General features: G+C 64.7%; 10 protein-coding genes. 4 read left to right on the top strand and 6 right to left on the bottom strand.

Annotated features, from left to right (window positions below; genetic code table 11):
• The first annotated feature begins 112 nt into the window (after nucleotides 1-112).
• Together CXQ91_RS11575 and CXQ91_RS11570 are read left to right on the top strand one after the other, a co-directional pair.
• Nucleotides 113-1345 carry an ROK family transcriptional regulator gene (locus CXQ91_RS11575; protein WP_104174054.1) on the top strand — a complete coding sequence of 411 codons (1233 nt, stop codon included), beginning with the start codon at nucleotides 113-115 and terminating at the stop codon, nucleotides 1343-1345.
• An 83-nt stretch (nucleotides 1346-1428) separates the two neighbouring features.
• Nucleotides 1429-2622: a CynX/NimT family MFS transporter gene (locus tag CXQ91_RS11570; protein ID WP_104174053.1), complete on the top strand. Its 1194-nt coding sequence runs from the start codon at nucleotides 1429-1431 to the stop codon at nucleotides 2620-2622.
• A 196-nt stretch (nucleotides 2623-2818) separates the two neighbouring features.
• Here the strand turns inward: CXQ91_RS11570 and aceB are convergent, their stop codons facing one another.
• Entirely contained in the window at nucleotides 2819-4483 is a 1665-nt protein-coding gene (gene aceB, locus CXQ91_RS11565) for a malate synthase A (protein ID WP_104174052.1), read from the bottom strand.
• A gap of 92 nt (nucleotides 4484-4575) precedes the next feature.
• On the bottom strand, nucleotides 4576-5907 hold the full coding sequence (gene aceA, locus CXQ91_RS11560) for an isocitrate lyase (protein WP_104174051.1): 1332 nt from the start codon (nucleotides 5905-5907) through the stop codon (nucleotides 4576-4578).
• Between the two features lie 154 nt (nucleotides 5908-6061).
• Here aceA and CXQ91_RS11555 point away from each other — a divergent pair, with 154 nt between their 5' ends.
• Entirely contained in the window at nucleotides 6062-7576 is a 1515-nt protein-coding gene (locus CXQ91_RS11555; protein ID WP_104174050.1) for a helix-turn-helix transcriptional regulator, read from the top strand.
• Between the two features lie 52 nt (nucleotides 7577-7628).
• Here CXQ91_RS11555 and CXQ91_RS24490 read toward each other — a convergent pair whose 3' ends face one another.
• The 4 genes from CXQ91_RS24490 to CXQ91_RS11540 all read right to left on the bottom strand — a co-directional run bounded on the left by CXQ91_RS24490 (nucleotide 7629) and on the right by CXQ91_RS11540 (nucleotide 12234).
• Nucleotides 7629-8885 (bottom strand): hypothetical protein, encoded by a 1257-nt coding sequence (locus tag CXQ91_RS24490; protein WP_146072328.1) that lies wholly within the window; start codon nucleotides 8883-8885, stop codon nucleotides 7629-7631.
• Between the two features lie 213 nt (nucleotides 8886-9098).
• A complete protein-coding gene (locus tag CXQ91_RS11550) occupies nucleotides 9099-10136 on the bottom strand; it encodes a TAXI family TRAP transporter solute-binding subunit (protein ID WP_258073943.1) in 1038 nt (345 codons plus the stop codon).
• The gene (locus CXQ91_RS11545) at nucleotides 10133-11569 is read right to left on the bottom strand and encodes a HAMP domain-containing sensor histidine kinase (protein ID WP_104174048.1); all 1437 of its coding nucleotides are present in this window, start codon (nucleotides 11567-11569) and stop codon (nucleotides 10133-10135) included. The genes CXQ91_RS11550 and CXQ91_RS11545 overlap by 4 nt, the downstream gene beginning before the upstream one ends.
• On the bottom strand, nucleotides 11566-12234 hold the full coding sequence (locus CXQ91_RS11540; RefSeq protein WP_104174047.1) for a response regulator transcription factor: 669 nt from the start codon (nucleotides 12232-12234) through the stop codon (nucleotides 11566-11568). Before CXQ91_RS11540 ends, CXQ91_RS11545 begins: the two co-directional genes overlap by 4 nt.
• Nucleotides 12235-12593: 359 nt before the next feature.
• Here CXQ91_RS11540 and CXQ91_RS11535 point away from each other — a divergent pair, with 359 nt between their 5' ends.
• Entirely contained in the window at nucleotides 12594-13988 is a 1395-nt protein-coding gene (locus tag CXQ91_RS11535; protein WP_104174046.1) for an MFS transporter, read from the top strand.
• Nucleotides 13989-14016 lie beyond the last annotated feature (28 nt).

Below are 14016 nucleotides of genomic sequence, written 5' to 3'. Positions count from 1 at the left end.
CTCACACATCAAGCTAGAACTACTTTTGTCGATCGTCAAGCAAAAGTTGAAAAGTCATCGACAATCTTTCGACGGCGTGACATGCATAAGAGCTTCGTGCTATCACTGACTCATGAGTCCAACGTCTGGAAAAGAGCCCGGAACCGAGCCCGGAACTGACACTGCTGCCGACGGTGCCGGAAATCTTTCCCGGGCAGGAGATCTCTTCCAGCTCCTCCGTGACGGCAGGGCCCGCACCCGCGCCGAACTGGCCCTGACCACCGGCCTTGCCCGTTCCACAGTTGCCGCTCGCATTGACGCGTTGATCTCTTCCGGGCTGGTGGGACCTGCCGGGGAGGCAAGCTCCAGCGGCGGCCGGCCGCCGTCGCGCTTTGCCTTCAACCCGGCCGCCCGCGCTGTCCTGGCAGTCGACGTCGGCGCCACGCACGTGATCGTTGCCGTCACCGACCTGGGCGGCAATGTCCTCGCCGAGCACCGCCTCGACCAGGACGTTGCCGACGGTCCCGAAGCCGTCCTTGGCCGGGTGGTCGAGGAAGGCAAGATGCTCCTCAGCGAGGCCGGCCGGACTCCCTCAGACCTTGCCGGCATCGGGATCGGGCTGCCCGGCCCCGTGGAGCACGCCACCGGGATGCCGGTGAAGCCGCCCATCATGCCCGGCTGGGACGGGTTCGACGTGGTCCGCTACGTCCAGCGCTCGCTGCCGGTCCCGGTGCTGGTGGACAACGACGTCAACATCATGGCCCTCGGCGAACGCACGGCGTACTGGCCGGAACACGACAACTTCCTGTTCATCAAGGTGGCCACCGGCATCGGTGCGGGCATCATCAGCAGCGGGGAACTGCAGCGCGGCGCCAACGGAACCGCGGGCGACCTTGGCCATGTGCGGGTCCCGCGCGGCGATGAAGTCCTCTGCCGTTGCGGCAACTACGGCTGCCTTGAAGCACTGGCGTCCGGTCCCGCCGTGGCGCGGGAACTGGCCCGGCAGGGACTGGCTGCCGAAAAGGGCGGGGATGTCCTGCGGCTCGTCGCCGAGGGCAACCTCCAAGCGATCCAGGCGCTTCGCCAGGCCGGCCGCGATGTTGGGGACGTGCTCGCAACAGTGGTCAACCTGCTCAACCCGTCCGTGATTGTGATCGGCGGAAGCCTGGGCCAGGCCGGTGAGCACCTGATGGCAGGCGTACGGGAAGTCGTTTACCGGCGGTCCCTGCCGCTTGCCACATCACACTTGCGGATAGCGCTCTCGATGGCCGGGGACCAGGCAGCCATCCTTGGTGCCAGCCAGATGGTCACGCAGCATGTGCTGTCTCCCGCCGTGATAGAAGCCACCCTGCAGGCAACGGGATAAGGCCGGTTATGCGGCTGCGGGCGTGATAGCAATGAATTGATGACACCGATTTCCAGCTCCCGCACCACACCGCAGCCCGCCTCATGACGGCGAATATCCTTGCCAGGATGCCGCGCGGCTGGATCCTGCTGGCGAGCATCGGACTCATCGCGCTGAACATGCGCGGCCCGTTCGTGGCTGTGGCCCCCGTGGTCGGCCCGATGCAGCAGGACCTCGGGTTCTCGCCCGTGGAACTGGGCCTGCTGACCGGCATTCCGGTGCTGTGCTTTTCCCTGGCGGCGCCGCTCGCCTCGTTCGCGGGCCGAAAATTCGGCGCCGAATTCGCCATCATGCTTACGCTGCTCGGGGTGCTGGCCGGTGTTATTGTCCGCTCGGCCGGCAACGGCGCCCTGGTGCTGGTCGGAACGGTCATCATCGGCGTGGCCATCACCATCGGCAACATCGCTGTCCCGCTGATCATCCGCCGTGACTTTTCACCGCGGCGCCAGGGCACAGCCATGGGCATCTACACGGCTGCCCTGAACATCGGCTCCTTCCTCACTTCCGTGGTTACCGCGCCGCTGGCCGAGCTTGCCGGGTGGCGGCTGTCCCTCGCGGCCAGCGGGCTCTTCGCCGTGGCCGCGACAGTTTTCTGGGTGATGTCCGTCGGACGCAATGCCTTCGTTCCGGCCGCCGTCGATGATTCCAATCCCCGGCCGCCCGGCGGACGGCCGGCGTCCCGCTGGATCACGGCCGGGCTGACAGCGGGCTTTGCGGGGCAGGCCTTCTCCTACTACGGCGTCACGGCCTGGCTGCCGACCTTCCTTATCGACGAACTCGGCATGGCGCCCTCCGCCGCCGGCGCCGGGTCCTCCCTCTTCCAGATTCTTGCCATTGTGGGCGGCCTTGGGGTGCCGATGGTGGCCAGGTTTGCCAGTACGACGGCGGTCGCGGTCACCCTGGGCACGATGTGGCTGACCGTTCCCCTTGGCCTGCTGCTGGCCCCGGAGCTGTGGTGGCTCTGGTCCTCCGTGGGCGGCGCGGCGCAGGGCGGCGGCATCACGCTCATTTTCATTGCCATCATCAAGCTGGCCCGCGACCAGGCGTCCGCCGGCCGGATGTCCGCCATCGTCCAGGGCGTGGGGTACTCGGTTGGCGCTGCCGCCCCGACACTCTTGGGCTATGTCCACGGGCTTTCCGGGTCCTGGACCAACCCGATGCTGCTGATCCTCGGCTCGGTGGCCGCGTTCTTCCTGGGCACGACGCTCTCCGTGCGGAAGGTGCCGAAGACCCGCTGACGCGTCCCGCCGTCCTCGTACTTCACCCCCACAAAAAAGCGCGAACTGGCAGCTAACGCCCTCAAACTTGGGTTTTCGGGTCATTAGCTGCCAGTTCGCGCTTAATGGTGGTTCCGCTGCCGGGCGGCCGTCCCGGATTTCGGGGTGCCTGTTGCGGACGGCGTGGCCGCCCGGCAAACGGAAACTCTTGCGATTCCTAGGCGGCGACGAGCTCTGCGTCCTCGACCGGTCCGTCGGAACCGTCGCGGGCCTCGTGCAGGAAGCGGGCGTACGCGGGGAGGGTCAGGAAGGTGGGGAACGCGTCGGCCAGGGTGACTTCTTCGAAGATGTCCCGCGCGTCGGCGAAGCGGTCGCCTTCGAAGCGTTCGAGTTTCGTGAATTCCTCGTCAAGCATGTCCTCCACCCACTCGCGGGTGATGATTTCGCCCTGGTCCGTGATGGCGTGGGAGTAGATCCACTGCCAGATCTGCGAGCGGGAGATCTCCGCGGTGGCGGCGTCCTCCATCAGGTTGTGGATGGCCACGGCACCGTTGCCGCGCAGCCAGGATTCGATATAGCGGATGCCCACCTCGATGTTGTTCCGGATGCCCTTTTCGGTGATGGTGCCGGTGGTGGCGGCGATGTCCAGCAGCGCACGGTCATCGGGGGTGACGTCCTCGCGGAGGCGGTCCAGCTGGTTCGGCCGGTCGCCGAGGACGCCGTCGAACACCTCGCGGCACACCGGAACCAGGTCCGGGTGCGCAACCCAGGAACCGTCAAAGCCGTCGCCGGCCTCACGGGTCTTGTCCGCGCGGACCTTCTCAAAGGCGATGGCGTTTGCTGCCTCGTCCTTGCGGTTGGGGACGGCTGCGGCCATGCCGCCGATGGCCATGGCGCCGCGCTTGTGGCAGGCCCGGACCAGCTGCTCGGTGTAGGCGCGCATGAACGGGGCCGTCATGGTCACCTGCACACGGTCCGGGAGGACGAAGCGGGGGCCGCGGGTGCGGAAGTTCTTGATCATGGAGAAGATGTAGTCCCAGCGGCCGGCGTTCAGGCCAGAGGCGTGGTCGCGGAGTTCGTACAGGATCTCTTCCATCTCGAAGGAAGCCGTGATGGTCTCGATCAGCACGGTGGCGCGGATGGTGCCCTGCGGGATGCCCATGAGGTCCTGGGCCAGGATGAAGATGTCGTTCCACAGGCGTGCTTCGAGGTGGTTTTCGATCTTCGGCAGGTAGAAGTACGGGCCCTTGCCCTGGGCCAGCAGGCGGCGGGCATTGTGGAAGAAGTACAGGCCGAAGTCCACGATGCCGCCGGCGATCGGCTCGCCGTCGATGAGCATGTGCTTCTCGGGCAGGTGCCAGCCTCGGGGGCGGACCACGATGGTGGGCAGTTCGCCGGCCGGGCGGAGCTTGTAGTCCTTGCCCTCCGGGGAAGTGAAGTCGATCCGGCGTTCCAGCGCGTCCGTGAGGTTCAGCTGGCCCTGGATGACGTTGCGCCACGACGGTGTGGAGGAGTCTTCCATGTCGGCCAGCCACACCTTGGCGCCCGAGTTCAGCGCGTTGATGGTCATCTTCTTGTCCACCGGGCCAGTGATCTCCACGCGGCGGTCCTCCAGGCCCGGAGCCGGGGGAGCGACGCGCCAGTTCGGATCATTGCGGACGGACTCGGTTTCGCGGAGGAACCGCGGGTCCTGCCCCTTGGCGATCTCTGCCCGCCGGTTGCGGCGGCCCTGGAGCAGCTCCTGCCGCCGTTCCGTGGTGGCCCGGTGCAGCTTGGCAACAAACGCCAAGGCATCCGGAGTGAGAACCTCGCCCTGCCGGCAAATAGGCTGCGCGGTCAGCGTGATCCCGTTGATAGTGAAGTTGTCAGTGAAGCTGTTCATTGGAGTTCTCCTGGTGCAGGGCCCAACTGGGTAGCAGTAAGTGTCGTTTTGAGCCTCCAAAACGACACTTACCGCTACTTACTTGGGGAAAATTAGTGGAACTGGCCTTCTTCGGTGGATCCCACCAGGGCCAGCGTGGATGCGTTCGGGTTGAGCGCAGTTGCGATGTCGTCGAAGTAGCCCGTGCCGACTTCGCGCTGGTGCTTGGTCGCGGTGTAGCCGCGGGACTCGGAGGCGAATTCCTTTTCCTGGAGCTCGACGTAGGCGCTCATGCCTTCACGGGCGTAACCGTGGGCGAGATCGAACATCGAGTAGTTCAGGGCGTGGAAGCCAGCCAGGGTGATGAACTGGAACGTGAAGCCCATGGCGCCGAGTTCGCGCTGGAACTTGGCGATCGTGGCGTCGTCCAGGTGCTTGCGCCAGTTGAACGACGGCGAGCAGTTGTAGGAGAGCATCTGGTCCGGGAAATCGGCCTTGACGGCCTCGGCGAACTTGCGGGCCAGCTCGAGGTCCGGGGTGCCCGTTTCCATCCAGATTAGGTCGGAATACGGGGCGTAGGCCTTGGCGCGGGCGATGCAGGGTTCGATGCCGTTGCGGACCTTGTAGAAGCCCTCCGCCGTACGAACCGGCTGGCCCCCTTCGCGGAGGACGAATTCCTGGTCGCGGGGATCGACGTCCGAGGTGATCAGGGTTGCTGCCTCGGCGTCGGTGCGGGCGATGACCACCGACGGGGTGCCGGCGACGTCGGCGGCCAGGCGGGCCGCGTTCAGGGTGCGGACGTGCTGCTGGGTGGGGATCAGCACCTTGCCGCCGAGGTGGCCGCACTTCTTTTCCGAAGCGAGCTGGTCCTCCCAGTGAACGCCCGCGGCGCCGGCCTGGATCATGGATTTCATGAGTTCATAGGCGTTCAGCGGTCCGCCGAAGCCTGCCTCGGCGTCGGCAATGATCGGCACCATCCAGTCCTCGACGGTCTGGATGCCCTCGGAGAATTCGATCTGGTCGGCGCGGAGAAGGGCGTTGTTGATGCGGCGGACCACGGTGGGAACCGAGTTGGCCGGGTACAGCGACTGGTCCGGGTACGTGTGGCCCGAGTTGTTGGCGTCGGCGGCAACCTGCCAGCCGGACAGGTAGATGGCGCGGAGGCCGGCCTTGACCTGCTGCACGGCCTGGTTGCCGGTGAGGGCGCCGAGGGCGTTGGTGTACTTGCCTTCCTTGTGCTCGGAGGTCAGCTGCTTCCACAGCTTCTCGGAGCCGCGGCGGGCGAGCGTGTGTTCTTCGGAGACTCGGCCGCGGAGTCGGACGACGTCCGTTGCCTTGTAGTCACGGGTCACACCTTCCCAGCGGGGGTTGGCGGCCCACTCGAGCTCCAGTGCGGCGGCCTGCTCTTCGGGCGTCTGCTGGGTGGGCTCAAATGCTGCAGTCATCTTTGTCTCCTTGTTTGTGCTCCGGGTTGTCCGGGCCGACCCCGTCCTGCGCCTTTGCAGTGGGGGCCGGCCCGGACCGGTGCGGTGTTTCTTTCCGTGAGATCTACTTTTCAGCACTTTCAAGAGGGTTACTAGATGAAAACTATGGAAAGAAGTGCACTTCTTCCCGTATGCTCAAGAAATGTCCCCTACAAGCTGGAACCGCAAAGCCGCCACCCCGCCGTTGTCCCCTGGCGCCCCCGAGGTGGACGTCATCAGCCTGGGCCGCCGCGTGCGGCACCTGCGCAAAGCGGCGGGCATGACACTCGATGACCTGAGTGCCGCCGTCGGGACCGCACCGAGCCAGCTGAGCCTGATCGAGAACGGTAAGCGTGAACCGAAACTGGGGCTGCTGCAGCTGCTTGCGACGGCACTCGGCGTGACCATTGACCAGCTGCTCGGGGCGGAGCCGGCAAACCGGCGCGCCGCGCTGGAGATCGAGCTGGAGCGGTACCAGCGCAGCCCCATCTACGAGTCCCTCAACCTGCCGAAAATCCGCATCAGTTCGCGGCTCCCGATGGATGTTTTGGAGTCCATGGTGGGCCTGCAGCACGAGCTGGAGCGCAAACTCAATGAGCAGGTGGCGACGCCCGAAGAGGCCCGCCGCGCCAACGCTGAACTGCGGGCCATGATGCGCGAGCGGAACAACTACTTCCCGGAGTACGAGGCCGAGGCGCAGAAGGTCCTGGCCTCGGTGGGACACACCAGCGGTCCGCTTTCGCATCACGTCATCGCGGACATTGCCGGTCACCTCGGGTTCACCCTCCACCACGTGGGAGACCTGCCGCATTCCACCCGTTCCGTGACGGATCTCAAGAACCACCGAATTTACCTGACGCAGAACCAGCGCTCGGACCACGACCCGCGGTCGGTACTCCTGCAGGCGCTGGGCCACTACGTCCTGGGCCACCAGACCCCCAACAACTACGGGGATTTCCTGATGCAGCGCGTCGCTACCAACTATTTCGCGGCAGCGCTGATGCTCCCGGAGCAGGCCACCGTGGATTTCCTGCAGAAAGCCAAGCAAGCCAAGGAAATCGCCGTGGAGGACGTCCGGGATGCCTTCGCCGTGTCCTATGAAACGGCCGCCCACCGGTTCACCAACCTGGCCACCCAGCACCTGGACATCCGCACCCACTTCCAGAAGACCCATAAGAGCGGCATCATCTACAAGGCCTACGAGAACGACGGCGTGACGTTCCCGCAGGACCACACCGGCGCCATCGAGGGCCAGCCGTCGTGCAAGTACTGGACCAGCCGCATGGTGTTCGACGTGGCGGACAAGTTCAGTGCGTACAACCAGTACACGGACACCCCTGCGGGGACGTACTGGTGCACGGCCCGGACCGAACGCTCGGCGAACGGCGAGTTCTCCCTCTCCGTCGGGGTGCCCTACGCGCAGGTGAAATGGTTCCGGGGGCGGGAAACCACCGAACGGTCCAAGTCAACGTGCCCTGACGAGAACTGCTGCCGCCGGCCGCCGGCCTCGCTGACGTCGGAATGGGCGGGCAACGCCTGGCCGTCCGCCCGGGCGCACTCCCACCTGCTGGCCGCCATGCCGCCGGGGGCTTTCCCCGGCGTGGACGAGACCGAGGTGTATTCGTTCCTGCAGGCGCACTCCGGGAGCTAGGGGTACCGGAAAGAATGCTAGTGGTGGCAATGTCAGACGGAAGTCGGCGCGATCAGTCGAAGAATGGCAGCTCAAGCCCGTGCTTCGTTCGCCATCGTCTGGCTTCCTTAATTGCCTTTTTGGCTTCTCGCCGTGGTAATTTTTCGACACCGGACGACCATCGCGATTGGAGTAGCGCCCAATGCGTGTGCGCTTGGTAGTGAGTCATTTGCCTAATGCACAGAGTGAGTTGGCGTACCGGACTCCATGCTCGGGGAAGCAGACGCCGCTTCCGCAGAATGCCACACATGCAAGCATATTGAACCCCGGTTACCAGCAGGACCGCACATAAAGCGGGAATGTAAGGTTTCCCGAGTGCGGTTGCAGTGCCGACCCCAAACAAAAAAGGAACGGCCGCAGCTAGCCATTTAGCTATCGCCGCTGCTGGCGAGCCCTGGTTCTCTTCTTTCATTGAAAGTAATGCAAATCCGACGGAAACGGCCAATCCGACGAATCCAATGAGAGAAAGGTAGACGGCCAGCACGATTGCGAAGCGCGCGTATTCGGGATCTAACCAAAACTCGTAACCAGGACTCGCGACCCAAGTTAGAAAAAGAAAAGCAATTGTGATGCCGGCCATCACTAATGACCAGTTCACTGCGATGCGCAGCGGAAGAAAGCGGTTCGCGACCGGATCATGGAGGGCGTGGCCCCAGCGTTTTCCCCATGCCTGCTCAAGACGCCCCGCCCGATGAATGACCTCAGCGAGATGCCACTGCCTTTGAATGTTTTGAAGTCCGCAGACCGAACCTGCGGGTGCCGCGAGAAGGAGTAATAACCAGAGGATTACGCATGTTCCAGCGCTTGCAGCAGCCTGTTGGTTCCAACCCGGATCTCCGGAGTGTAATACGATCCAGGTAATGGCACGATACGGCGCTGTTGCCGCCACCAGCATCAGGACAAATTGAACCAAACTCCTGAAATCTAGACGCGTCGAAAGCTTGACGGCAACTTCCATTCCTAGTTCGTCGGGTGAGTGCCGATCAAAGCGATTTAAGGCAAGAACCACGCCGGCAACGGCCACAAACTGTGCCATGCCGGAAGAGTCCAAAGCCCGGAAGGAGAATGCATCGAAAATTGTGGATGTGAGTGCGACGCCACCCTTCGCTGTAACCAGCAACGTGGGGCCGACCGGCAACAAGATGGCCATCACGAACAGTGCGAGACCGCCGATGAATATTATTCCAATTTCGAATGCAATGTTTCTGCGTTCGTTCCGACCAGCGTCATGCAGGCCATTTATTGAGGCCAAAGTCCCGGATATGTTCATGGCTCAAGGCTAGAAAGCACCTACGACATTAAGCTAACCAGCGGCCATCCGGCGACAGAACGACAGTGGCAAAGGACCGGAGACCGGCATCACGCACGGAACCGTTTTGGCTCCGCAGTTTCGCCTGCGGCCCGGAAGCCGCGGATGGCCCTGCCGCGGCAGCCCAAAAGCGTTCTGTTCGGACTTCTGCCGGGCGGCCCGCCGGTGAAAGCCTTACCCGTGGAGTTCCCGGTAGGCAGCAGCGGCTGCGGGGTGCAACGGCAGGCCGGCAGTGTTGATCAGCGACTCCGGGCTCAGGAACTGGACCCCCAGGCTGGAGCGGGGGATCAGTTCCTCGGCGTGCCCCACCAGCAGTTCGACGGTCCTCTTCACGGTTCTCCCGTCCAGGTCGCTCCGGCACAGGAGGAGATTCGCCACACCCACCGTCCAGACAGCGGGAATGCTCTCGTAGCTGCCCTCAGGGATCAGCACGCGGTCGTAGTAGGGGCCATAGCGGGTCCGTATGGAGGGAATCAACGCCGAGAGGTCCAGGAATGCCAGGGCGGCCCCCCTGTTGCTATCAGCGATTGCAGCCGTTGGCACGCCTCCGGACCAGAACAGGGCGTCCACTGATCCGTCCTGCAGGGCTGCCAGGCCATCGTTGAGCCCGAGGTTCAGCACGGTCACTGTCTCCTCGGTGGCGGCAGGGGGGGCAGTGCCAACAGCAGCGGACCCCAGCCCGGCAGCCTCGATCAGGCGAGGAGTGGTCAACGAGGTCCCGGAACCGGGCTCGCCGACAGCCACTTTCCTCCCGGCCAGTCCGGCGAGGTCGCGGATGCCGCTGCCTTTCCGCACGACGCAATGCACGTAATTTTCGTACACCCGTCCGAGCGCCGTGACTCCGGCGGCCGACGTGCTGTGTGTTGCCAGCTGCTGGGCGGCGGCATCGGCCAGCGCGACGGCGAACGTGGCCTGCCCCGTCAGCAGTTGACCCAGGTTATCCAGGCTGCCTCCGGTGGTCAGGGCCACCGCATGGTCTGCCACTCCATGACGCTGGAGGGACTCCGCCAGCAGCGTGGCGAACTCCAGATAGAACCCTCCCGGCTCACCCCCGGCCACGGTCACCGTGCCCGGACGGTCCTCGGGAGTGCAGGCGCTGAGGGCCGGCAAAAGCAGTCCCGCCAGCCCGGCAGCCAGCCCGGCCTTGAGGGCGGTCCGCCTCGGCGGAAGGCCTCCGGACATCATGCCGGTCATGCAAGGCGTTCCAGTCATGCCGGACCCTCCTTACCAGGCCCGGCCGCGGCATGCGGAAACTCGATGCGCGCGATCAGGCCGTGCGGCGAGGCTTCCGCCAGCAGCAGGCGGCCCCCGTTGGCTCCGGCCAGTTTGTCCACAATCGTCATGCCCAGGCCGTTGCCGCGGATCTCCCGGTGCTGCGGGGAACGCCAGAACCGGCTTGTGGCAGCGGCCCGTTCCGCAGCGGAAAGCCCGGAGCCGTCGTCGGAGATTTCGACGGCGACCGCCTCCGGGCGGACCCTGACTGCCACCGTGATGCGGGCAGGGGCTGCGTATTTGATGGCGTTGTTGATCAGTTCCCCCACCATCTGGGCCAGTTCGGCGGCGTTGCAGGCGATGTGCACCGCCGGGTCCGGCGGATCGTCCAGCAGGATGGATGAGCCGCTGCGCCGTGCCGCAGGTCCTGCCCTTTCGGTTTCTTCCTGCAGGACAGGGTAAGGATCAACCACCGCCGGGAGCCCGCGGGAAGGGGTGCCCAGTGGCCCTCCGGCAGAGTCTTCGAAGACCCTGTGCTCGGCCGTGGCCAGCTTCAATACCCCGTCCAGGATCTCTTCCACACGTTCCAGTTCCGCCAGTACTCCAGCTGCGGCCTTGTGTTCCCGGGCTGTTTGCAGCTCAAGCTGCAGTAAGTCGACCCTCAACCGCAGGGCGCCCACGGGATTGCGCAGCTGATGAGACGTGTCGGCAATCAGCTGGCGCTGGGAGTCGATGCTGTCGCTGACCGTCCGCGCCATTCTGGTGAAGGAACGGCTCAGTTCCCGCAGTTCCGGCGGCCCGTCCTCAGGAAGCTGACCGGTCCTCCCTGTTGCCTCAAGCTCCGTTACCGCCGAATTCAGGCGGTGAACAGGACGCAGCACCCACCTGGTCACGCGGGCGGCGCCGAGGAGGAGCACCGCTGTGAGGGCGGCGGCAGCGACTCCGACAAGGAGCCACCGCTCCCGCAGCTTCTGCCGGGCGGCATCCAGGTTCACTTCCAGGACCGCCTCGCCAAGAACCTGGCTTGCGCTGCCGAAGGAGCGTGAAATCACCTCAGAACCGGCTCCGAAAGGCTGAAGCGGAGCGAGCGTGGTGTCGTTGAGGTTCAGGTTCGCCCTGGCCAGCGCATCGCGGACGTCTGCCCTCTCCTCGCTCAGGCCGCCCGAGCGCAGCGTGCCTGCCTGGAGGCGGATCAGGACCCCCTCCCCATACAGTTCCGAGTATCTGTCCATCTCGGTCTGCAACTGCGTGGCGTGTCCTCCGTCCGTGGCGGCGTCGAACGCTACCTGCGCGAGGCGGTTGAGGGCGGCAGCCCGGTTGATCTGAAGTTCCTGGGTAAGCTCCCGGCTGGCCGACGTCAGGATGGCGGTGGAGGCGAAGATGACGATGAGGACGGACAGGATGCTCAGGACACCGAGGACTCGCAGCTTCACGCAGGACCCGCCTCGACCCGGTAGCCCACGCCGCGGACGTTGATGATGAAGCCCGGCATCTGGAGTTTCGCCCGCAGGCCTGTCAGGTGCACGTCGAGGGATCGGGAGGAGGCAAGGAACGCATCGCCCCACAGCGCGTCCAGGATCTGCTCCCGCGTGACCACCGAACCCGCGTGGCTTGCCAGGAGCGCGAGCAGGTCGAACTCAGTGGCGGTCAACGGCAGGACCCTGGGACCGATCGCGGCCACACGCCGTTCGAGGTCCACCTCGAGTTCGCCCAGCACGATGGTCCGCTGCCTGTTGTCCTTTGCACGGCCTGCCCGACGGGTGACGGCTTCGATACGCGCGAGGAGCTCAACCAGTTTCACCGGCTTGACGAGGTAGTCATCGGCTCCGGACCGCAGGCCAAGCACCACGCTGCGCTCGTCGTCGCGGGCTGTGAGGATCAGGATCGGGACGGGTGTGACCTGGCGAAGCTTGCGCAGGACGTCGAGGCCATCCATGTCGGGAAGGCCCAGATCGAGCAGGATGACCTCAAAGCGCCGGTGATCCAGGAGTGCGTCGGCTCCGCGGGCAACCCGGGAGGCCGTGTGTCCGGCGGAAACCACGGCTGCGTCGAGGGCGGACGCCATGGCGTCGTCGTCCTCGACGATGAGCACATCCATGGCCTGTTTCCTGTTCCGTATGAGCGGTGTTTCTTCCCCGGCCCGCCTTTGGAGATTACCCCGTCCACCGATTTTCCGCCCTGCCGGGCCCCGAACGCACCAGACGCGGTCCTGCATCCGCCAGATGCAGGGGCAAAGCGCAGATCCATCAGGGCAACCCGGGAGCTAAACCTAAGGAAGTGTTAGGACTTCCCCTCCGGCGTTGGCTGTGCGGTGGATCACGAATAGCTTGGATGGAGTCCCCGGCTTTCCGGGGACTGCCGATGTCGAGGAGGAACCATGAGCAATGTTGCCGTGGACAGCACGAAAGTACGCCCGGAACGGTTGCCGGTGGCGGCGCCGTCAAGGAAGGTTCAGCGATGAGCACCCAGCAAACCGAAGTCCAGAGCGAGTCAGCCCAGACCCGCCGGGCCGTGAGCAACATCCTCAAAGGCTCGGCCGGCAACCTCGTGGAATGGTACGACCTCTACGTCTACACGGTCTTTGCCGCCTACTTCCAGTCCCACTTCTTCAACTCCAAGGACGAGCTGCAGGCCGGCCTTGAGGCGATGGCAGTGTTCTCGACGTCGTTCCTGATGCGCCCCATCGGCGCCTGGTTCTTCGGCCGCTACGCGGACCGTAAAGGCCGCAAGGCCGCGCTGACGCTCAGCGTGACGATGATGTCCGCGGGGTCCTTCGCCATCGCGCTCCTGCCCACTACGCAGCAGGTCGGCGTCTGGGCCTTGGTGCTGCTGATCCTGATCCGCCTGGTCCAGGGCTTCTCCGTGGGCGGCGAATACGGCACCAGTGCCACGTACATGTCCGAGGCCGCCACGTCCAAGCGCCGCGGCTTCTTCTCCAGCTTCCAGTACGTCACCCTGATCGGCGGCCAGATGATGGCCCTGCTGGTTCTGGTCATCCTGCAGAACTTCATGCCCAAGAGCGACCTGACCGAGTGGGGCTGGCGTATCCCGTTCGCTATCGGCGGCGTGGCTGCGCTGGTTGTCCTGTGGCTGCGGCGCTCCATGGAGGAAACCGTCTCCGAAGAACAGGTTGCGGCCGCCAAGACGCCGGTCGCCGCCGGCGAAGCCCAGCCGGGCACCATGAGGCTGCTGTTCACGCAGTACTGGAAGCCGCTGCTGATCTGCATCGGCGTCACTCTCGGCGGCACCGTGGCGTTCTACACGTACACCAACTTCATCCTGAAGTTCATGAACGATACGTCCGGCATCGCCAAGACCGACACCTCGGTGATCAACTTCTGGGCACTGTTCATCTTCATGTTGCTCCAGCCCGTGTACGGCATCATCTCGGACAAGGTGGGCCGCAAGCCGCTGCTCCTGTGGTTCGGCATCACCGGCGTCCTCTTCACCTGGCCGCTGCTCTCCACCCTGTCCAACACCAAGGACCCGTTCACCGCGTTCCTGCTCATGATGGGCGGCCTCCTGATCGTTGGCGGCTACACCTCCATCAACGCCCTCGTGAAAGCCGAGCTGTTCCCGGCCTCCATCCGCGCCCTCGGAGTGGGACTGGGCTACGCGATTGCCAACTCACTCTTCGGCGGTACGGTTCCGCTGCTCGGCGCGGCCTTCCAGAAGGCCGAGCGGGTGGACCTGTTCTTCACCTATGTCACCGTCGCCATCGCCATCTCGCTGGTGGTCTACATCTTCGCCCTGAAGAACAAGAAGGTCACGCACCTGGACCGCGAACAGGGTGACGCCTGGTCGCAGTCCCGCAAGGATGAGGACAAGGACAAGGACCTCGTGGACGCCTAGCGTCCAGCGGTAGAGGCTCCCCGGAGCG

The organism is Arthrobacter sp. Y81 (assembly GCF_002929335.1).
Taxonomy (GTDB): Bacteria; Actinomycetota; Actinomycetes; order Actinomycetales; family Micrococcaceae; genus Arthrobacter.
The sequence above is the reverse complement of the archived record's forward strand: the minus strand, read 5'-3'. Positions and strand labels throughout refer to the sequence as shown.

Excerpts from the sequence above, each read along its gene's own strand:
- CXQ91_RS11575 (WP_104174054.1), top strand. The coding sequence starts at position 113 with ATGAGTCCAACGTCTGGAAAAGAGCCCGGAACCGAGCCCGGAACTGAC.
- CXQ91_RS11570 (WP_104174053.1), top strand. The coding sequence starts at position 1,429 with ATGACGGCGAATATCCTTGCCAGGATGCCGCGCGGCTGGATCCTGCTG.
- aceB (WP_104174052.1), bottom strand. The coding sequence starts at position 4,483 with ATGAACAGCTTCACTGACAACTTCACTATCAACGGGATCACGCTGACC.
- aceA (WP_104174051.1), bottom strand. The coding sequence starts at position 5,907 with ATGACTGCAGCATTTGAGCCCACCCAGCAGACGCCCGAAGAGCAGGCC.
- CXQ91_RS24490 (WP_146072328.1), bottom strand. The coding sequence starts at position 8,885 with ATGAACATATCCGGGACTTTGGCCTCAATAAATGGCCTGCATGACGCT.
- CXQ91_RS11550 (WP_258073943.1), bottom strand. The coding sequence starts at position 10,136 with ATGACTGGAACGCCTTGCATGACCGGCATGATGTCCGGAGGCCTTCCG.
- CXQ91_RS11540 (WP_104174047.1), bottom strand. The coding sequence starts at position 12,234 with ATGGATGTGCTCATCGTCGAGGACGACGACGCCATGGCGTCCGCCCTC.
- CXQ91_RS11535 (WP_104174046.1), top strand. The coding sequence starts at position 12,594 with ATGAGCACCCAGCAAACCGAAGTCCAGAGCGAGTCAGCCCAGACCCGC.